We start from the raw sequence: 20,082 nt of genomic DNA on the forward strand, positions 1-20,082 counted from the left end.
GGAAGGTTCGCGCGGACATTGGCGGCGCCTTCTTAGCATAGGCGTTTCGATTGCCTAGGTGGAGCGGAGTCACAGTTACGACCGGCCCTTGAGCTTGTCGATCTGGCGGCGATCCCGCTTCGTCGGCCGCCCCGCACCATCCGGCCGGGCGGCGGATTTCGCTGGTTCCGGGGACATCGCGGCCGCTCCGGACCGGGGCGCGGCTGAAGTAAGATCGTTAAACAGTAACCGTGCTTCAGCAGCCGGTCCACGACGCGCGCCAATCGCCAGGACCTCAAGGCTGCGCACGGCCGGGCCGACGACCAGGGTCAGTACGTCGCCGGGCTTCACGAGGATGCTCGGCTTGTCGATCTTTATACGGTTCACCCGCACCTTGCCGCGGGCGATCAGATCCTGAGCAAGCGTCCGCGACTTGGTGATGCGCGCAAACCAAAGCCATTGATCGACGCGCTGATTGGAGCCAACGCCGCCCTCGCCCATCAGGTCGAACCGGAGCCTTCGCTGCGCTTTTCCATTTGCGCCTTGAGCGCAGCGAGGGCGGCGAAAGGAGACGACGATTCTGCAGACCCCGACTGCGGCGGTGCCGCGGTCACGATTTGTGGCGACCGGCGAGGCTCATCACGCCGACGCCCTTCGCCATGGCGGTGATCCCCCTGCCGGTTCGGGCGCTTCTCGTGGTCGCGGCGGGGCTTCCCGCCATCATGTCGCTCGTTGCGCAGACGGCCGGACTGTTGATCGGGCTTCGCATCGTTGGCCTCGGCGGCAACCGGCGGAACGCTCGCCTCGGCTGCCGGCGTGCTGGCCGGCATTCCACGATCATGGCGCGGTTTGCCGCGCCGGTGCCGGGCTTCGCGATGATCGCGATGCGCACCTTCGCGGCGATGATGCCGGCGCGGCCGCCAGATCTCTTCGAACTTTTCCGTCTCAGGCTCGGATTCCGGTGCGGCGGACGCTTCGCCGCTCGCCGCTGCTTCGGATGTTTCCGGCTCGGACGCAGGCGTCTCGGTGGATGCTGGTGATGCGGCGACCGCAGTTCCGGCTTCTTCGGCGGGCTGCGCTTCAGCGTCAGAATTCGCAGCCGGTGCGGGTCTGATGGGGCGGCGTTCGAGGCGGAAGCCCAAAGACTTCAGAACTTCTCCAAGCTCTCCCGACGAGCAGCCGAGGATCGACATCATGTCGTCCGTTGCCTTGAAGCCGCCGTCACCGGTCGAGCCTTTTGGCGGCGTGTCGGCTCTCTCCGGAGACGAACGCCAGGCGAGTAGCGGGCGGATCAGATCCGCGAGACGCTCGAGGATGTCGAGGCGCACGGCGCGCGGTCCGCAGACGTGAAAGCCGTGCGCCCGATAAAGGGCTTCCGGTACAGTCGGATCGGTTGCGACGGAGGTCAGGCCCGGACGCGGCAATTGCGGAATGCCGTTCGCGGCCGAGCCGTTTTTCAAAAGCCAAAGGGTTGCCGCGAGGTCGGCGGCGGCCGGCTTCAGCATGATGGGGAAGAAAATGTTGAAGGCGCCAAACCGGAGTCCGTATTTGCGCAGCTCTGCGCGTGCCGCCTGATCGAGCGCGTTGACGTCGTCGGCGACGGTTTCACGCTTCAATGCGCCAAGATTTTCCTTGAGCTGAAATGCAATGCCGCGCGCGAGGCCCTGCAGATCGCCGGCTTTGGACATGTCGACGAGCGGCTTCAGCTTTTCGCCGATCATATCGTCGAGCCAGGTTTTAAGGCGCGCCTGAACCTTTTCCCGGTCAGCCTCGCTCATGCTTTCGTCCGCGAGAAGAGAGAGGCCCGGCTGCAGCGGATCCTCCGAACGTTCAAGCTTTGCGATCTCATCGTCGCGCCAGACGATGGCGCCCGCGCGGGTCAGCTTGAATGCATCGTTTTGGCCGGCAGCCACCCTGCGGGCGCGCATGCCAAGCTCGCGGGTAACGACCTGCATCGCCGCCTGCCGGGTCGCCCGTTCGTGGATGCCGTCGCCCGCCGCATCGAGCGTGAAGCAAAACCCTTTCAAGCGGCCGACGAAGTGGCTTTCCACCGTGATCGAACCGTCCTCGGCGATATCCGCCGCCAACTCATCCTTGTCTCGCATGCCCTTCATCAATGCGCTGGTCCGCCGGTCAACGAAACGCTGCGTCAAGCATTCGTGGAGCGCGTCGGAGAGGCTGTCTTCTATGGCCCGCGTCCGCTCCTGCCAGTGAACCGGGTCGTTCAGCCAGTCCGGGCGGTTGGCGACGAACGTCCACGTGCGAATGTGCGAGATGCGCGTTGCGAGCGTGTCGATGTCGCCGTCGGTGCGGTCTGCCAAAGCAACCTGCTTCGCAAACCAATCTTCGGGGATGCGGTGCGTGCTGCCGGTCAGATGCCGGTAGAGATTGGAGATGAGCTCAGCATGGCTCTGGCTCGATATCTTGCGATAGTCGGGAACCTGACAGACATCCCAGAGAAGCGCGACGTTTTGCGACGTCGAGGCAATACCGGAGATTTCACGGTCGGCGCTCAGCGCTTCAAGTGCCGCGACGTCATCGGCAGTGCGGGCGCGCGCCAGCCGCTGCTCGCGGGGCAACTGGCGAAGCGATTCGTGTAGCGCTGCGAGCGAACGAAAATCGAGATCACGATTGCGCCATTGTAACGTGCGTACGCTATCGAAACTGTGTGTTTCAAGGCGCTCGACGGTGTCGGCATCGAGCGGCTCGGCACCACCTGTCACGCCGAAGGTTCCGTCGTTCATGTGACGTCCGGCGCGCCCTGCGATCTGCCCGATCTCTCCCGGCGTCAGATTGCGATGGTTCTGGCCATCGAATTTTCTCAATGCCGAAAATGCGACGTGGTCGATGTCGAGATTCAATCCCATGCCGATCGCATCGGTTGCAACGATGAACTCGACGTCGCCGGATTGATAGAGCGCCACCTGCGCATTGCGCGTGCGCGGCGACAGTGCACCAAGCACGACGGCGGCGCCGCCGCGCTGACGGCGGATCAATTCGGCAAGGGCATAAACGTCCTGCGCCGAGAACGCGATGATTGCCGAGCGAGCGGGCAAACGCGTGATTTTTTTCTCGCCGGTGTACGTCAGTTTCGACAATCGCGGACGGGAAATGAAGTTTGCACCCGGGATCAGATCGGAAATTGCGTCACGCATCGTCTGGGCGCCGAGCAGCAGTGTTTCCGACCGGCCACGCGCATGCAGCAGACGGTCCGTGAAGACGTGGCCACGTTCCGGATCACCGCAGAGCTGGATTTCATCGATCGCGAGAAAATCGACGTCGATGTCCCGCGGCATCGCTTCGACCGTCGACACCCAATAGCGGGCGCGTTCGGGCTTGATCTTTTCCTCGCCCGTGATGAGGGCGACGTTCTCGACGCCGGCGCGCGTTTTGATCTTGTCGTAGACCTCGCGCGCCAAAAGACGCAGCGGCAAGCCGATCATGCCGCTGTTGTGGCCGAGCATACGCTCTATGGCGAGATGCGTCTTGCCGGTATTTGTCGGTCCGAGCACCGCGGTGACGTTGCGAATGCGGGCTTCGAGATCACTTATCATGTCGTGCCTGACTCCGGATCAGACCCTGGCATTACAGAGCAGGGCCGTGAGATCAAGGGGATATTATTTGCTCCTTCCGGAGACCGATTTTCCTCTCCAGTTAATCGGTCCGGCTCTGTCAGGGTTCATTGCCTGAGCGCAATCCGAGCGTTATCGGCCGCCGTGATGTTGATTTGCTCAGCCGTCATGACCGCGGGCCCGACCGTCGAGGGGACGGAGACGCGGTAGGGCACGTAGATGCCGGCGCTCGGAATGGCGCGCAATGCGATCTCGATATGATCGTAGTCAATCCAGGGATTCACGAAATCCTTCGGCTTATGGCCGGCAATGGGGACATATTTGACGCGGCAAACGAGGAGTTCCCGAGGCTGGCCGCTGGGACGTTCCTCCTTGATCGCCTCGCGGCCCTTGAGCGACAGCCGGAGATCGAACCGGGCCTTGCCGTCGAAGACCGGGATGGTCCGATCGCAGGCATTGGCTCCGGTTGCGTTCGAAATTGCGAGCGTTGCGGCAATCGGGTCGAATACGTGCTTCAGGTTGTCCGGCCTCACCTTGATCGTATCCGGATTAGGCGGCTTGTTGGGCACAAGCGCGATAGTCCTTACGCCCGCAGGATCAAATCCGAGCGTGACGGATGTGATCTTCTTCTTTGTTTTGTAGCTCATCTGATACGTAACCGGACGCGGGCCGTTTTTGTCGACTGCACCGCTTCCGGTAAACGTACCCGTCCATTTGAACGCACCAAATAGGGCCGAGATTTCGGTCTTGCCGGTCGCCGAATACGTCTCGCCGGTGTACTTCGAGGTGAAGTTGTAGACGCCGACATCGAAGCCGTTGAAGGTCAGCCGGTAGCGGGCATCGACCTGGTTGGGCCAAGCCATGTCGCGTGCTGCCACCGGCCCGACCGCGAGAGTCGCGATTGTTGCGGCGAGCATGCTGAAGCCCGCGAAGCGCCGACGCGCGCCGGCTTTGGACATGTCCATGGGTTCTTCCCTGCGCCCCGGATGCGAACCCCGCGTTAGGCCGACTTTGCGTCGATTCTTGGACTTTCAGCCGCAGGCGAACTATCCCGAGGGTGCGGAATTCGGTCCGGCGGAAGCTTGCAAGACGATACCAACGCCGAGGGCCTGCTTGACGGGTATCCTATGCCTCAATTATACACCGCCCTGGAGACCCCGTGAGCCTTGCTTACGGGGCGCGTTTTTTGCTGCAACAGCAGACTTTACGAAAGGCCGCTCCCACTTGGGGGGTGCGGCGTAGGAGACCATCATGACCAGGCGCTGCGAGCTGACCGGCACCCTGCCGCTGTCAGGCCAACTCAGGAGCCACGCCGAGAACAAGTCCAAGCGCAAGTTCCGGCCCAATCTCCATAACGTCACACTGATGAGCGACACGCTTGGCCGCAAGGTCCGTCTGCGCATCTCGGCGCGGGCGTTGAAGTCGGTCGAGCACCGTGGCGGTCTCGACGCTTTTCTTTTGAAGGCGGGCAACGACGAGCTTTCGGCGGCGTGCCTGAAGCTGAAGCGCGAACTTCAGAAGGCGCAGGCCGAAAAGGCGGCCTGAGAGCCGAACCTTATACCTTTGAGAATTTTCGCCCGGTCCGGGTTTAATCCTGCGGCCGGGCTTTTGCTTGCCCACTGTCGTTGACGGTGAACTGCAGCAACAACGTTCGCTGCAGAATGTGATTAAAATTGTCGTCGGAAATCATCGTAATCAGAACTTCGCCGGTATCGAGCCGCGTGACCGACAGACCTTCCATGTTATCGATCTGATCCGTGAGGTCGGCTTCGATCAGCGTTTCGCCTTCCATGGTGCGGCCCGGCTTGATCTCATCGGGCGCAATGCGTCTTAGCCGCATCTTCACGCCCTCGGTCCAGCGAAAGCGTCGCTCGAGTACAAAAAGCGATCCGTCATCAAGACTCGACAGATCGGTGATGTCGTAATCGCCGCTGTTCCTCAGATGGATTTTCGCCGGGCCCGTCCGCATCCACAGCCAGCCTGTGTGGTTGCGCGAGTGATCCAAAAGCCGTTCGGAAAACGCAATCAGCGAACCCTTATGCGGGCCGCCACGCATCACCGTCATTCCTTCGAGGCCCTGGTTCGGCGGCATACGCCGCGCAGCAGCAGGGAGCGGCACGGTGCCTCGATCGGCAGACAGCCCATCGGATGACAATCCATAGCGCTCGATGCGATGCCGGCGCTCGAAGGCTACGAGAACCGAACCCTGCTTGAGCGTCCCCGTTTCGAGCGCGATCGATTCCGAATCGCGGCTCCGGCCGATCGGTTTTTCGTCGCGATTGAGCAACGGCCCGAGGCGCGCATCCGCAATGCCGGTCGGATGCGTGCCATCGTAGACAATCCTTCCCGTCAGCCAGACACCGGAATCGGAAATCGCAAGCAAGGTTTTCGCATTGTCGCCGACAACAAGACCGGACCAGCCGCCGAAATTCGGAGAGGGCGAAGACAGGACTAGTCCGCCGCGGAACGTGAGCTTGCTTGATGAGAGAGCCTGATCGGCCGCCTCCGTGCGCGCAAAATTCCGGATGATGGCGGCATCGACCGTGATCGCACCAGCCTTCAATCCTGCGATATCGGGCTTGGCATCCGCCAGTACGGTTTGGGGCCAAAGGCCGAAGACGACGGCAAAAATGGCGGCGCGCGTGCTGTTTGCGAGCGTCACGCGGTGCCTCAATGCATCAACACGCGTCGCCGCACGGGCTGGGAGACTTTTTCCAGTTTGGAATCTTCTTCAAAAAGCTCGACGAGTTTTTCGGTCATGGCGCCCGCAAGCTCGGACGCATCGGTGATCGTCACGGCGCGACGATAATATCTCGTGACATCATGGCCGATGCCGATCGCGATAAGTTCGACGGGCGAATGGGTCTCGATTTCGTTGATGACCTGGCGCAGGTGCTGTTCGAGATAGCTTCCGGAGTTGACGGACAGCGTCGAGTCGTCGACCGGCGCGCCGTCCGAGATCATCATCAGAATGCGCCGCTGCTCGGGGCGTCCGACGAGACGCGAGTGCGCCCACGCCAATGCTTCTCCGTCGATGTTTTCCTTCAGCAAACCTTCGCGCATCATCAGCGCCAGCGAATTCTTCGATCGCCGCCACGGCGCGTCGGCCGTCTTGTAGATGATATGGCGCAGATCGTTCAGCCGACCCGGCGCCGGCGGCTTTCCAGCCGCGAGCCACTCTTCTCGCGCCTGGCCGCCCTTCCAGGCCTTCGTCGTGAATCCAAGTATTTCGACTTTGACGCCACAGCGTTCGAGCGTGCGCGCAAGAATATCGGCGCAGCATGCCGCGACCATGATCGGACGGCCGCGCATCGAGCCCGAATTATCGAGGAGCAACGTCACGACGGTATCGCGGAATTCGGTATCGCGCTCGCGCTTATAGGAGAGCGCCCCGGCCGGATCGGTGATGACGCGAGTCAGGCGCGCGGCGTCGAGCATCCCTTCTTCGAGATCGAAATCCCAACCGCGGTTCTGTTGCGCGAGAAGCTTGCGCTGCAGTTTGTTCGCGAGTTTCGCGACCGCCGCCGAGAGGGTCTTCAGCTCCTTATCGAGGAAAGCCCGCAAGCGTTCCAATTCTTCCGGCGTCGAGAGCTCAGCCGCGCCGATTTCCTCATCGTGGGCGCGCGTAAAAACCTTGTAGCCGAACGCTTCGGGGTTATCGAGAACAGTCATGTTCGGACGCCAAGGCGCGGGCGCCTCATCGTCGTCGACGTTTTCTTCGTCCATCTCCTGCTGTTCGGTATCGCCTGAATCGACCATCTCTTCGGTTTCAGAGAGATCGCCTTCGGAAGATGGCTCTTCGCTTTCCTTGTCCTCGCCGTCGGAGCCTTCGTCGTTTGCGTCTTCCGACTCTTCGGTTGCGCCTTCTTTCGCGCCGTCCTCGCCCTCGTTTTCCTCATCGCCGGCCTGCGACTCGTCGGACTGGTCGACCAACTCGAGAATCTTGAGAAGGTCCCGAATCTGGCGGCCGAACTGTTCCTGATTTTCCGAAAGGCTTTCGAGCCGGTCGAGCAGCGTGCTGCCGCGGGCTTCGATCGTCGGCCGCCAGATGTCGACGAGACCCTTGGTCGATGGCGGAGGCGAAAGGCCGGTCAGGCGTTCGCGAACCAGCAACGCGAGCGCGTCTTCGAGCGGCGCCTCCGAGCGATCGGCCACCGACCTGAAGCGCCCGTGACTGTATTGGTCTTCGAGGCGGGCCGTCAGGTTCGCTGCCATGCCGGGCATCCGCCTGGCTCCGAGCCCTTCGACGCGGGCTCGTTCGGCAGCTTCGAAGGCGGCACGGGCCGGTCCCGGCGGCGGGGCGATCCGGCGGTGAATCTTCGCGTCGTGGCAACCGATCTGTAAGGCGAGGCTGTCAGCCCAGCCGCGCGCCAGCGCAATGTCCTTCGCTGTCGGGGCTCGCGGCGGCTCAGGGATGTAGACGGACTTGCCTGAGACATCGCCTTTGCCCGGCCCGAAATCCACCTCGACCGTACCGTCTCCGGCGATCGCGCGCACAGCCGGCGCCAGCACGCGCTTCAGCGGCTCGGACGGTGCTTCGCGGCGTTTGGTTGGTGGTGAACTCATCGGGAATTGCTCGACCCATGCTTCGATGCAGGTCTCTCAGCAGAGAAGGTCTCGATCAGCTCAGCGCGACGTTTGCCGTGCTTTCCGAAAGCTCTTCTCCGAAGCAGCGCTGATAGAACTCCGCGACCAGCGGCTTTTCGAGATCGTCGCACTTGTTCAGGAACGTCACGCGGAACGCAAAGCCGATGTCGCCGAAGATCTCGGCGTTCTCGGCCCACGTCATTACGGTTCTCGGGCTCATCACGGTCGAGAGATCGCCATTGATGAAGGCGGAACGCGTCAGATCGGCGACGCGAACCATATGCGACACCTGCTTGCGCTTGGCTTCCGTCTTGTCGAAGGCCTTGACCTTCGACAGCACGATTTTCGCTTCATCATCATGGGGCAAATAGTTCAGCGTCGCGACGATCGACCAGCGGTCCATCTGGCCTTGGTTGATCTGCTGCGTGCCGTGATAGAGACCGGACGTGTCGCCGAGGCCGATCGTGTTCGTCGTCGCAAACAGGCGGAATGCCGGATGCGGACGGATCACCTTCGACTGATCGAGCAGCGTCAGCTTGCCCGAGACTTCGAGCACGCGCTGAATGACGAACATCACGTCGGGACGGCCGGCATCGTATTCGTCGAACACGAGAGCAGTGTTGCTCTGAAGCGCCCAAGGAAGAATGCCTTCCTTGAATTCCGTAATCTGCTTGCCGTCCTTCAGCACGATCGCGTCCTTGCCGACGAGATCGATACGCGAAACGTGGCTGTCGAGGTTGACGCGTACGCAGGGCCAGTTCAGGCGCGCCGCGACCTGCTCGATGTGCGTCGACTTGCCGGTTCCGTGATAGCCCTGGATCATTACGCGGCGGTTGTGCTTGAAACCCGCAAGGATCGCGAGCGTCACGTCGCGATTGAAGAGATAATCCGGATCGAGATCGGGGACATGGTCCTCGGCCTTAGAGTAGGCCGGGACTTCGAGATCGCTATCTATGCCGAAGACCTGACGCACGGACACCTTCATGTCCGGCAGATTCGCAGGTTGGGCGCCCGGGGCGCTCGTCGTCGTGCGCATCAAAATTTGTGTCCCGATGAATGCCGCCCAACAGCCTCAGGGGCTTGGGGCCGGGTGCGATCTGGGGGGCTTAAAGCGCACACGGCTCGACGGCCCGGTCTTAGACCAAGCCTGACTGCTTCAGATAGTTATAGGCTTGAAGGATTTCGCGCAACTTTTCCTCGGACCGGCTGTCGCCACCGTTCGCGTCGGGGTGGTGGACCTTCACCAGCTCCTTGAACCGAGTCTTGATGTCTTCGCGCGTGGCGTCGTCGCCGAGGTCAAGAGTCTTGAGCGATTTGCGCTCCAGCGGCTTCAACTGGCGGCGGAACGTCGACGGGGCCGTGCGCGAAGACCTGGCTTTCCGCGTCATCCTCGCCGTGCTTTCGGCCACACGGGCAGCAGCCTCTTCTGTGCGAGCGCCGTCACGGGTGCCGTGGGCCCAGGCGTTGGCGCCCGTTTTCCACGTCGGCCGGTGCCCCGTCAGAGCATCCTTGCGGAAACTGTTGACCTCCGCGTCGCTCATGCCTTCGAAATAGTTGTAATCCTGATTGTACTGACGCACGTGGTCCACGCAGAAGTGGAAATACTCACCGTCTCGGCCACGCCCCTTCGGCGCCCTGTGCGGTCCGGGCTTATCGCAGCCTTTCCACTGGCAGAGCGGCGCGCGCGTCTCCTTCTTGGCGCCTTCAGAGCGCCGCGACGACACGCGGATGCTGTCGAAATATTTTGAGTCGAGTTTCATCGGCCGGCGATTATGGTGGTTCGTTTCGTTGGAAACAAGGCGTCAAGAATTCCGGTTGATTTCTTCACCAAGTGTGCAGTCAAGCGTTTAACATGTCGTTTCGTGAACCCTTCATATCCGTTTGACGGTGTCGATGGTCAAAGAGAGCAACATGGGACGGTCCGTTACGCAAATCCTTCGCGAAAAACTGATGGTAGAGCTTCGTCCGACGCGGCTCGACGTCATTAATGAGTCGGAGCTTCACGCGGGACATAAAAGCTCGCCCGGCACGGGCGAAAGCCATTTCCGCATCCTCATCGTCTCCGGTGCCTTTGCCGGGAAATCGCGTGTCGAGCGCCACCGCATCGTCAACGATCTTCTCAAGGACGAGATCCGCGGCGACGTCCACGCGCTGGCGCTCGCAACACTCGCACCCGGCGAACCTGTCCCGCCCGGCTTCTCGGGGACGCCATAGCATCATCCGCGCGCGGTTTTCGAATGCGTTGCGCCGATCCCGGTTGCCGCCGTCGCTGCCAGCGGCTTGATGCGGATCGCCGTGATCTTATTGCGGCTCTTGCGCAAGATTTCGAAACGGTAGCCATGGAAGGTGAACACCTGTCCAGGCTCGGGGATCGTTTGCGCCTCATGGATGACGAGGCCCGCGATGGTCGTCGCTTCGTCGTCCGGCAGGTCCCAATCCAGATGGCGATTGATGTCGCGTATTGCAACGGTTCCGTCGACATTGACCGTGCCGTCCGACTGCATCCGGATATGGCTGTCGGGATTGTCGTGCTCGTCCGTGATCTGGCCGACGATCTCCTCAAGGATATCCTCGAGCGTGATAAGACCCTGCACCTCGCCGTATTCATCGACGACCAGCGCCATCTGCGTCTTTTTCTTCAAAAACTGATTGAGCTGGTCTTTGACGCTGGTCGTATCGGGTACGAACCAGGGCTCGCTCGCCGATTTCATGACGTCGAGCGTTTCCGGGCTCCAGCCCGTGCGCGAGAGGGCGAGCAGCAGATCCTTGGTATGGAGCACGCCGACGATGTTCTCGGGCTCCTCCTTCCAGATCGGAACGCGGGTGAATTGCGACTTCATCAGCTGGTCGAGAATCTTCGCAGGCGGATCGTCGGCGTTCACCGTTTCCATCTTCGTGCGGTGAACCATGATGTCGGCGACTTGCAGATCCCCCAGATCGAGTATACCGCCAAGCATCTCCGCATCGCCCTTGGCGACGGTGCCTTCCCTCGCCTGCAGATCAATGGTGCCGCGAATCTCTTCATGGGCGGCAAGGATGTTGGCTTCGTCGTCGGCCTTGCCCGGCGTCAGCTTCAAGAGATTGCGGACGATATATTCGATCGCCTTTGTGAAAGGCGTCAGAATGTAAATCAGGCCGCGCATCGGCGGCGCCACGAAGAGCGCCACGCGATCTGCATAGGCCAAGGCATAAGTCTTGGGCAGAACGGCCGCAAAAATAACGATCAGGATCGTGATCAGAGCCGTCGCGTAGGCGACACCGACCTCGCCATAAAGATGCACTGCGACGTTTGAGGCCAGGGCCGCGGCAAGAACGTCGACGAGCGTATTGCCGAGCAGCACCGTACCGATCATTTTCTCCGGTCGCGACAGCACGCGATTGACGAGGGCGGCACTGGCGTTGCCGTCTTCCTCCAGCGCGTGCATCCGGGCGCGCGATGCGGCCGTCAGCGCCGTCTCGCTGCCGTTGAAAAAGGCAGAGAGCACGATCAGAAAGAAAATGGCGATGAGACTGAGAGCTATGGACATGGAATTGGGCCAGCGTCGTTTATCCGAAATCAATGGCCGATCAGTCTAGCACACCCGTCGCAATCAATGTGTATCGGCCTCTTAATGGGCAATTTCCCGCTTCAAAAAGCCCTTGACGGTCTCCGGCGGGACGTCGCGCGAGACGAATGCGTCGCCGATACCGCGAACCAGGATGAACGCGAGCTTGCCGCCCCGGACCTTCTTGTCCTGTCCCATCAGACGCAACAACTCGCCCGCATCGGCGCCCGCCTGCGGAATGTCGGCGATCTTCGTCGGAAGCCCGACAGCCTTAAAATGCGCAACGACGCGATCGGAATGACCGTGAGGGCAGATGCCAAGTTCTTCCGACAACCGGAACGCGAGGCACATGCCGACAGCGATGGCTTCGCCGTGCAGCAACTTGTCGGAATATCCGGTCCAGGCTTCGAACGCATGGCCGAATGTATGGCCGAGATTGAGCAGGGCGCGATCCCCCGTCTCCGTTTCATCGCGCGCGACGATCGCTGCCTTGGCCGCGACGCTCGTCTCGATGGCCTTCGTGAGCGCCGGGCCGTTGTTTCCGAAAACACCCTGCCAGTTGTTTTCGAGCCAGACGAAGAATTTTGCATCGCCCAGCAGTCCATACTTTGCGACCTCGGCATAGCCGGCCCGCATCTGGCGCGACGGCAGTGTCGTCAGGACGGACGTGTCGGCAATGACGAGGCTCGGTTGATGAAAGACGCCGATGAGGTTCTTTCCTTGTGGCGTATTGATGCCGGTCTTGCCGCCGACAGAGCTATCGACCTGAGCCAGGAGCGACGTCGGGATCTGCACGAAGCGAATGCCGCGACGGAGGATTCCCGCCGCGAAGCCTGCGAGATCACCGATGACGCCGCCGCCGAGCGGCACGACGAGATCGCCGCGTTCGAGACCGAGTTCCAGGAGGCGTTCCGAAAGCGTCGCCAGATCACGGAAGCTCTTTGTTGCTTCGCCCGGCGTCATCACGATCGAACCCGCGAACAGCCCTTCCGATTTGAGACTGTCTTCGAGCGTCGAAAGATGGTGCCTCGCGACGTTCTCGTCCGTCACGATTCCGCACTTGACGGCGCCGAGGCGCGATTTGATGAGGGCGCCCGTATCGGCGAGCAGCCCGCTCGCGATCAGAACATCGTACGAGCGGTCGCCAAGCTCGATGCGGACGCTCCGCGATGGACTGGGCGATTGCAGCGGACCTGCCGGCGCCGCGGAACCGGCCGCGAGACGGCTCACGATTTCGTTGACGGCCAGATCATGCGGCTCGTCGCGGCTCTCAACGGTCATATCGGCCTCGGCATAGATTGGATAACGCGCTTCAATCAGCTTGCGCATCGTGGCTTCGGGATTGCCATCGCGCAACAGCGGCCGAGTATCGCGCTTCATCACGCGGCGCATCAGCACGGGCAGATCGGCCCGGAGCCAGATCGATACGCCGTTCTCGCGGATACGCTGGCGCGTTTCAGGATGCATATAAGCCCCGCCGCCAGTCGCGAGCACCTGCGGACCGTTGTTCAGAAGCCGCGAGATGACCTTGCGTTCCCCGTCGCGGAAGTGCGCTTCGCCGTGATCGGTGAAAATTTCGTTGATGGTCTTGGCCGCAGCGCGTTCGATTTCCTCATCCGCGTCCACGAACGGCAGCCCGAGCCTAGCCGCCAGGCGTTTGCCGATCGAAGACTTGCCGCAGCCCATCAGGCCAACGAGCACGATCGACCGCTTGCCAAGACGCTTTTTGGCACAGTCTATGGCTTCAGTTTCCGTCATCTTGGTCTCGGGTGGCCGATCGAGCGAGCGAATCGGCTAATTTCGGCTCAAGGTGCCGCGGTGGGCGCATCATTTGCGCGCCGTCATGCCACGAACCGAAATGGCCCGCAAATCGGAAACGCACCCTTAAGCAGCACCGGGGCGCGCGTCCGCCAAGGCGCAGGACGCAACTCTTAAGGCGATGTACCGGAGAGAGTCATAATCGCGCCAATAAAGATGCCCACCTAGCAAGGGAGATGGGGACGCAAAAATGCCGAGCCTTTTCCGGCTATTGTTCGTACTTTGCATGCTCACCGGGCTCGTTCTCGGCGGGCTTTACATTCTGGCAACCCGCTTCGAGCCTGAGCAGCAGACGATCAGCAAGCCCGTCTCGGGCGTCAAAATCCGGCATTGAACGGCCATGGGGCACGATCACTCCTCCGCGCGACGATTAACGATAGTCGCGAAAGCTATGCTGCTCGCCGCGCTCATTATGCCTCTGCAGGGCGGGGACGTTCGGGCGCAGGATGATTCCTACTCGCCGCCGGCCACATCATCCGAGAAGCGCCCCGACCGGAACGACGCGTACTCTCCGCCGCCGGACAGGCAAACGTACTTTCCACAAATGGGGGCACCTGCGGATAGCGGCGGCCGTGATCGTGGCGGCAATACCTGGTCGCCGCCGGATCGCGGTTTCGACACACCTTACAACGGCGGTGGCGGTGGCAGCGGCCGGTCCATGCCACAAAATGCAGTGGTGCGCGGGGCGCTCCCGACGCCCGTCGAAAAGGGCGACCTCGCGCCGGTCATGTCGTCGGATGGCTCGGGATTGCCGTATGAACTGTGGCGAGGGCTCGACGTCGCGAGCATCGAGAAGCTCATCGGCACAATTGAAATTCCACCGCGGTCGCCTGCTCTCCACGAGCTTTGGAAACGCCTGATCACGTCGCAATCTGGTGATTCCTCCAATGCGGATTTCACCGCCCTCCGGCTCGAAGCGCTTTACCGTTCGGGCCTTGCGCGCGATGCGGCCGAAGAGATCGCAAAACAGAGCACGGACGAAAATCCGCTCTTGCTGACACTGGAAGCGCGTAACGAACTTGCCTCGGGCCATTCCGATAAAGCCTGCGAGCTAGTCGGCCGCTCGGCGCGCGCCAAGGGCAGCATCCCAGCGCGGCTCAAAGGCGAAGCCATCATGATGGCGGGTTACTGCTCGGCCATACGGGACGACCGGTCCGGCGCCGGCCTTGCCGCCGACATGGCGCGCGAGGAAGGAGTTCAGGCTTCGCTCGGACTTGAGGCTCTCGATGCGCTCTCGATCAAGGCCAAGCCGAAGTATACGGCCGTCAAACAGATCTCGCTTCTCGATTACCGCATCGCCGAGCACGTCGGCGGCCTGTCGCACAAGGACGTGCTGGAAAAAGGCGAGCCGGCGCTGCTCGTCGCGCTCGCGACGGACCCGTCAACGCCCGTCGATCTCGGTCTTCCGTCGACCGAAGCGGCCGCCCGTCTCAACGCGCTCTCGCCCGAAGCCCTTGCGAGCATCTATCGCGTCAATGCCGAGACTGCTTCTCCGGATGACCTTCTTGCCGGACGCGGACCCCAGGGAGTCGCGCGGCGGGCGGCTCTGTTCAAGGCTGCTGTCGATGAGCATTCTCCGATGCGCAAGACGCGGCTAATCCGCGCATTTCTCGATGACGCGAACCATCAGCGGATGGCGATGATCGCGACCAAGATGATCGCTCCAGCGGCTGCGGAATTGCGGCCCGCGCCGGAAATCAGCTGGTTCGCGGAAACGGGCGTCGAGATCGGGCTTGCGTCCGGGCGCTATGACATGGCGCGCGATTGGATCAGGCTTGGCGACGAGCCGGGAAGCCCCGGCAATCTCGCGCATTGGCGGGCGCTGCTCGACATCGCCGATCCGAAAGATCCTCAGCGCGGCAGGAGCTTCTCTGCACTCGAAGATTTGGTCGCGAACGGACGGTTTCCGTCGGCTGCCCTCTATCGGCTGACGACAGTTCTCGAGGCGCTCGGCTATGTCGTTCCGCTGCCTCTCTGGGAAGCCGCCAACAAGACGCCTCAGCCGACGTCCGGATACCTGCCGGAAACCGGTGTTCTCACCGAATTGCAGGATGCGTCCAAAAAACAAGAATTCGGCCATACCGTCCTGCTCGTGATGAAAGCGCTTGGGCCAAACGGAGCAGAGGACGCGAACCTCATCGCACTTGGCGACAGCATTCGCGCATTGAAGCGTGCCGGTCTTGAACCTGACGCGCGGAGGCTCGGCTTAGAGGCGCTGCTGTCCTCCTGGCCGCGTCTCGAGACGAATTGAGGCGAAGATAGTGTCCACGGCGACGCGCGACAGCCACCTCATCGCATTTCTCGACATGCTCGCCGCCGAGCGCGGCGCAGCACTCAATACGGTCGAGGCGTATGGCAGCGATCTCGACGGTTTTCTGCAGTATCTTTCCGAGGCGGGCGTGGCACCGCTCGCGGTGGTTAACCAGCATATCCAAGGCTACATCGCCACGATGGCGAACGCCGGCCAGGCCACGACGTCGCGGTCGCGGCGCTTATCGGCGATCAAGCAATATTATCGGTTTCTTTTCGCGGAAGGCGTCATCGCCGCCGATCCGACCGCGGGCCTGCAAGGTCCTAAACGGCGACGCGCGCTACCGAAAGTCCTCAGCATCGCCGAGGTCGACCGGCTGCTGGAAACCTCGCTCAAGCGGTGTGACGGTGTCGAGGGACGATCCCTGTTCCGAGCTTTGCGCTTTCATTGCCTGCTCGAAATTCTTTATGCTACGGGTATGCGCGTTTCAGAACTCGTCGGCTTGCCTAGAACGGTTCTACGTGGCGACAAGCGCGTCTTCTCGATAAAGGGCAAGGGCAGTCGCGAACGACTCGTCCCACTCAATGCTGCAGCGCGTGATGCACTCGACCGATTCCTTGCGGTTTCAGGCCGGTTCGATAATTCGGCATGGCTCTTTCCTTCGAAATCAGCATCCGGGCACATGACACGGCAAGGGTTTGCGCAAGACCTGAAGGAGGTCGCAAGCGAAGCCAGCATCAATGCCGACCGGATCTCGCCGCATGTCCTGCGTCACGCATTCGCGAGCCACCTGCTCGACCGGGGCGCGGACCTTAGAGCGGTGCAACAACTTCTCGGACATGCTGACATTTCAACGACGGAGATTTATACGCACGTTCTGCAGGAGCGTCTAAAGGCGCTCGTCAACACGCATCATCCGCTGGCCAAAGCGAAATAAGACGGCCTGGATCGTCCCAGCGCTGCCCATACAAAAAAGTAAGGCGGAAAACGCGAGGGAGGAACTTTAATATGACACGCTTGTTTGGGGATATTCACCGCACGCTTCAGATGGCCTTCGATACGCGGGCGCTTGCCGACCGCGTCGAGGCGGTCGCCTTGAAACCCGAGATCGACGACAGCGCGAAGGCTTTCATCGAGAGCCGCGACATGTTTTTCCTCTCGACGATCGATCACAAGGGGCGGCCGACTGTTTCGTATAAAGGCGGCGTGCCGGGCTTCGTTCGCGTCGTCGATCAGAACACGCTGATGTTCCCGAGCTACGACGGCAACGGCATGTATCTCTCGATGGGCAACATCTCCGGGAACGCGGAAATCGGAATGCTGTTCATCGATTTCGAAAGGCCGTTCCGTTTGCGGGCGCAGGGCCGCGCCGAACTGATTCTCAGCGGAGACGACGTCAAGGCGTTCAAGGAAGCCGAGATGGTGGTGAAGGTCGCGATTCATGAGGTCTGGATGAACTGCCCGCGCTACGTCCACCGCTTCAAGAAAATCGAGTCCTCACGCTATGCGCCGGGCGTCGAAGATGAAACGCCATTTTGCGAGTGGAAACGCATTGACGCAATGCAGGACGTGGTGAGGCCGCAAGAGCGCGAAAAAGTCGAGCATCTCGGCACGACGACAATCGATGACTGGATGGGCAAGGTGATGACGGGCGACAAGGGTGCATGAAGCCTTGCGCGTAATCCGCCATCATGTGTCTTAGATCCATGACCTCAGACGTTACCGAGACCCGATACCGAGGCCTGGGGTTTGCCGCGCACCCCACCGGGCTGACGACGCTCTACTTCACGGAGTTGTGGGAGCGGTTCTCGTATTACGGAATGCGGGCCCTCCTGATCCTGTTCATGGTGGCGCCGGTCGAAGCGGGTGGACTCGGTTTCAACACGCCGAACGCGGGGAGTATCTACGGCTCCTACACGATGGCCGTTTATCTTCTGGCCGTGCCGGGCGGGTTCATTGCCGACCGTATGCTTGGTGCTAAGCGCAGCGTCCTCTTCGGTGGGCTCGCCATCGCCGCGGGCCACTATGCCTTGGCCATACCGACGCTGACGACGTTTTATCTCGGCCTGATCCTCATTGCGTTCGGGACCGGCCTTTTCAAGCCGAATATCTCCGCACTCGTCGGCGCGCTTTATTCACACGATGATCTCAGGCGCGATTCCGGCTTTTCGCTTTTTTACATGGGCATCAACATCGGCGCGTTCATCGCTCCGATCGTGACTGGCTTTCTGGCGCAGAGTGCGATGTTCAAGGGCTGGCTCGCGGCGGCGGGGTTCGACCCGGCGCTCAGCTGGCATTGGGGCTTTGCGGCTGCGGGCATCGGCATGACGATTTCGATGCTGCTGTTCGCGCGCAACATGCGAGGACTGAACAATCCCGATCCGGTGCCCCTGTCGTTGGAGCCGACGTTCAAGCGCGAAGGATTTTATATCGCGCTTGCAACGCTCGGGCTTCTGGTGCTTGCGCTTCTTTCGGACGTTTCGGGATTCAGATGGTTGCGGTGGCTTTTCATCCTCGTGCCGTTGGCCTGCGTCTTGTACGGCGCTTCGCAGACCAATCCGGATGCGCGGCGCCTTGCGGCCGTCGGGATCTATTTCATTGCGGCGATGATCTTCTGGGCCATTTTCGAGCAGGCCGGTACGACGCTCTCGCTTTTTGCCGATCAGCTGACGCGCAACGACATCGCGGGCTTCGCATTTCCCTCCGCGTGGTTTCAGTCGGCCAATCCGATCTTCGTCATTCTGCTGACTCCGCTGATCGCCGCGCTCTGGCTGAAGCTCGGTGCGCAGCAACCATCGGCGCCTGCAAAGTTCGGGTTGGCTCTCGTCTTTCTCGCGGCTGGATTCCTGCTGATGATCCCTGCGGCCAGCTATGCCGCCGAAGCTCGCGTCTCGCCGTTCTGGCTCATCGGGCTCTACTTTTTGTTCACGATCGGCGAACTGCTCTTGAGTCCGGTCGGACTGGCAACGATGACGCGCATCGCGCCCGAAAGGATGACGGGCATCGTGCTTGGCTTCTGGTTCCTGGCGGCCGCGCTCGGCAACAAGCTCGCGGGCGATATCGGCGGCGCCTTTACGGCAAGCGATCCCGACACGCTCGTTCTGTCATTTTTGGCGCAGGCAGGGATTGTGGCCGCAGCTGCAGCCCTTATGTTTGCGCTCGTCCCTGTCGCAAAACGGCTGTCCGAAGGCGATAATTAACCCCGAAAGCCGGTTCTTGCGGCGACGCGTTAGCGCAAGTTACCCACCTCGCCTTGACACGTGCCGAGAGCCAAGGTGAATGTCGCGCGGCGGATGCGCGATCCCGCCACCGCACGCATCAGTTGCACAATTCGAGAGACCTGAGCCCCGTGAACGCTTCGCCCGCTCTTCGCACCTATCTCGATTTCGAAAAGCCGATCCTGGAGCTCGAGAGCAAGGTTGCCGAGCTCAAGGCGCTGCAGACTGAGGGCAAAGGGCCCCAGATTGCGGACGAAATCGCGAAGCTCGAACAGAAAGCCAAGGCCGCTCTGGTCGACACCTATGCCCGCCTCACGCCCTGGCAGAAAACGCTCGTCGCGCGGCATCCGGAGCGCCCGCACGCGCTCGACTTCGTCAACGGTCTCATCGAAGATTTCACGCCGCTTGCGGGCGATCGCTATTTCGCCGAGGACGAGGCGATTGTCGGCGGCATCGGAAAATTCCGGAACAAGTCGGTCGTCGTTCTTGGGCACGAAAAAGGGTCTGATACCGAACAACGGATCAAGCACAATTTCGGCATGGCGCGGCCGGAAGGCTATCGCAAAGCCGTGCGGCTGATGGAGCTTGCCGACCGCTTCGGCCTGCCGATCATCACGTTCGTCGATACGCCGGGCGCCTATCCGGGCATCGGTGCAGAAGAACGCGGCCAAGCCGAGGCCATCGCGCGGTCGACCGAGTGCTGCCTCAAGCTCGGCGTACCCATCGTGGCGGTCATCGTCGGCGAGGGCGGCTCGGGTGGCGCCATCGCCATCGCCACTGCCAACCGTATCCTTATGCTCGAACACGCCATCTATTCGGTGATTTCGCCCGAGGGCGCGGCGTCGATCATCTGGCGCGACAGCAACAAAAAAGAAGAAGCCGCGACCAATATGAAGATCACGGCCCAGGACCTGGATCAGCTCGGCGTTATCGACGCCATTGTCAAAGAACCGACGGGCGGGGCGCATCGCGACCGCGAATCGGTGATTATCTCAACCGGAAACGCGATCGCGCGGATGCTTTCCGAGTTCGAGGGGAAATCTCCCGACGATATCCGTGCGCAACGGCACGAACGCTTTTTGTCGATCGGACGATAAGCGGTTGGGCCGAAT

At 61.4% G+C, this 20,082-nt stretch carries 17 protein-coding genes; 8 read left to right on the forward strand and 9 right to left on the reverse strand.

All coding sequences use genetic code 11. The features are described from left to right. Nucleotides 1-75: 75 nt before the first annotated feature. The 3 genes from HYPDE_RS15570 to HYPDE_RS15580 all read right to left on the reverse strand — a co-directional run bounded on the left by HYPDE_RS15570 (nucleotide 76) and on the right by HYPDE_RS15580 (nucleotide 4,516). Nucleotides 76-480, reverse strand: a complete 405-nt coding sequence (locus HYPDE_RS15570; protein WP_015599480.1) for an RNA-binding S4 domain-containing protein — start codon at nucleotides 478-480, stop codon at nucleotides 76-78. Continuing rightward, nucleotides 480-3,533 (reverse strand): helicase-related protein, encoded by a 3,054-nt coding sequence (locus tag HYPDE_RS15575; RefSeq protein ID WP_015599481.1) that lies wholly within the window; start codon nucleotides 3,531-3,533, stop codon nucleotides 480-482. The genes HYPDE_RS15570 and HYPDE_RS15575 overlap by 1 nt, the downstream gene beginning before the upstream one ends. Before the next feature lie 125 nt (nucleotides 3,534-3,658). Then, nucleotides 3,659-4,516 carry a DUF3108 domain-containing protein gene (locus HYPDE_RS15580; RefSeq protein ID WP_015599482.1) on the reverse strand — a complete coding sequence of 286 codons (858 nt, stop codon included), beginning with the start codon at nucleotides 4,514-4,516 and terminating at the stop codon, nucleotides 3,659-3,661. 286 nt (nucleotides 4,517-4,802) lie between these two features. Between HYPDE_RS15580 and rpmB the strand changes: the two genes are divergently transcribed. Continuing rightward, complete coding sequence (rpmB, locus tag HYPDE_RS15585) at nucleotides 4,803-5,096, forward strand: 50S ribosomal protein L28 (RefSeq protein WP_015599483.1); 294 nt, start codon at nucleotides 4,803-4,805, stop codon at nucleotides 5,094-5,096. A gap of 43 nt (nucleotides 5,097-5,139) precedes the next feature. Here rpmB and HYPDE_RS15590 read toward each other — a convergent pair whose 3' ends face one another. The 4 genes from HYPDE_RS15590 to HYPDE_RS15605 form a co-directional block, all read right to left on the reverse strand. Then, nucleotides 5,140-6,213: an esterase-like activity of phytase family protein gene (locus HYPDE_RS15590; protein WP_144061289.1), complete on the reverse strand. Its 1,074-nt coding sequence runs from the start codon at nucleotides 6,211-6,213 to the stop codon at nucleotides 5,140-5,142. A gap of 8 nt (nucleotides 6,214-6,221) precedes the next feature. Continuing rightward, nucleotides 6,222-8,117, reverse strand: a complete 1,896-nt coding sequence (cobT, locus tag HYPDE_RS15595) for a cobaltochelatase subunit CobT (protein WP_015599485.1) — start codon at nucleotides 8,115-8,117, stop codon at nucleotides 6,222-6,224. 55 nt (nucleotides 8,118-8,172) lie between these two features. Next, the gene (gene cobS, locus HYPDE_RS15600; RefSeq protein WP_041320558.1) at nucleotides 8,173-9,174 is read right to left on the reverse strand and encodes a cobaltochelatase subunit CobS; all 1,002 of its coding nucleotides are present in this window, start codon (nucleotides 9,172-9,174) and stop codon (nucleotides 8,173-8,175) included. A gap of 100 nt (nucleotides 9,175-9,274) precedes the next feature. Beyond that, entirely contained in the window at nucleotides 9,275-9,898 is a 624-nt protein-coding gene (locus tag HYPDE_RS15605; RefSeq protein WP_015599487.1) for a J domain-containing protein, read from the reverse strand. A 151-nt stretch (nucleotides 9,899-10,049) separates the two neighbouring features. Between HYPDE_RS15605 and HYPDE_RS15610 the strand changes: the two genes are divergently transcribed. Then, nucleotides 10,050-10,352 carry a BolA family protein gene (locus HYPDE_RS15610; RefSeq protein ID WP_144061290.1) on the forward strand — a complete coding sequence of 101 codons (303 nt, stop codon included), beginning with the start codon at nucleotides 10,050-10,052 and terminating at the stop codon, nucleotides 10,350-10,352. A 2-nt stretch (nucleotides 10,353-10,354) separates the two neighbouring features. Here HYPDE_RS15610 and HYPDE_RS15615 read toward each other — a convergent pair whose 3' ends face one another. Both HYPDE_RS15615 and aroB read right to left on the reverse strand, forming a co-directional pair. Next, a complete protein-coding gene (locus HYPDE_RS15615) occupies nucleotides 10,355-11,665 on the reverse strand; it encodes an HlyC/CorC family transporter (RefSeq protein WP_015599489.1) in 1,311 nt (436 codons plus the stop codon). An 81-nt stretch (nucleotides 11,666-11,746) separates the two neighbouring features. Then, nucleotides 11,747-13,441 (reverse strand): 3-dehydroquinate synthase, encoded by a 1,695-nt coding sequence (aroB, locus tag HYPDE_RS15620; RefSeq protein WP_015599490.1) that lies wholly within the window; start codon nucleotides 13,439-13,441, stop codon nucleotides 11,747-11,749. 250 nt (nucleotides 13,442-13,691) lie between these two features. Here aroB and HYPDE_RS19420 point away from each other — a divergent pair, with 250 nt between their 5' ends. The 6 genes from HYPDE_RS19420 (at nucleotide 13,692) to HYPDE_RS15645 (ending at nucleotide 20,067) form a co-directional block, all read left to right on the forward strand. Further along, nucleotides 13,692-13,835 carry a hypothetical protein gene (locus tag HYPDE_RS19420; protein WP_015599491.1) on the forward strand — a complete coding sequence of 48 codons (144 nt, stop codon included), beginning with the start codon at nucleotides 13,692-13,694 and terminating at the stop codon, nucleotides 13,833-13,835. A 57-nt stretch (nucleotides 13,836-13,892) separates the two neighbouring features. Further along, nucleotides 13,893-15,752 carry a hypothetical protein gene (locus tag HYPDE_RS15625; RefSeq protein WP_015599492.1) on the forward strand — a complete coding sequence of 620 codons (1,860 nt, stop codon included), beginning with the start codon at nucleotides 13,893-13,895 and terminating at the stop codon, nucleotides 15,750-15,752. 10 nt (nucleotides 15,753-15,762) lie between these two features. After that, entirely contained in the window at nucleotides 15,763-16,689 is a 927-nt protein-coding gene (locus HYPDE_RS15630) for a site-specific tyrosine recombinase (protein ID WP_015599493.1), read from the forward strand. Nucleotides 16,690-16,760: 71 nt separating this feature from the next. Continuing rightward, nucleotides 16,761-17,420, forward strand: coding sequence for a pyridoxamine 5'-phosphate oxidase family protein (locus HYPDE_RS15635; RefSeq protein WP_015599494.1), 660 nt, complete (start codon nucleotides 16,761-16,763; stop codon nucleotides 17,418-17,420). Nucleotides 17,421-17,458: 38 nt separating this feature from the next. Continuing rightward, complete coding sequence (locus HYPDE_RS15640; protein ID WP_015599495.1) at nucleotides 17,459-18,952, forward strand: peptide MFS transporter; 1,494 nt, start codon at nucleotides 17,459-17,461, stop codon at nucleotides 18,950-18,952. A gap of 149 nt (nucleotides 18,953-19,101) precedes the next feature. Then, complete coding sequence (locus HYPDE_RS15645; RefSeq protein WP_041320562.1) at nucleotides 19,102-20,067, forward strand: acetyl-CoA carboxylase carboxyltransferase subunit alpha; 966 nt, start codon at nucleotides 19,102-19,104, stop codon at nucleotides 20,065-20,067. The last annotated feature ends 15 nt before the right edge of the window (nucleotides 20,068-20,082 follow it).

The sequence above is a fragment of the Hyphomicrobium denitrificans 1NES1 genome (assembly GCF_000230975.2).
GTDB classification, from domain to species: Bacteria; Pseudomonadota; Alphaproteobacteria; order Rhizobiales; family Hyphomicrobiaceae; genus Hyphomicrobium_B; species Hyphomicrobium_B denitrificans_A.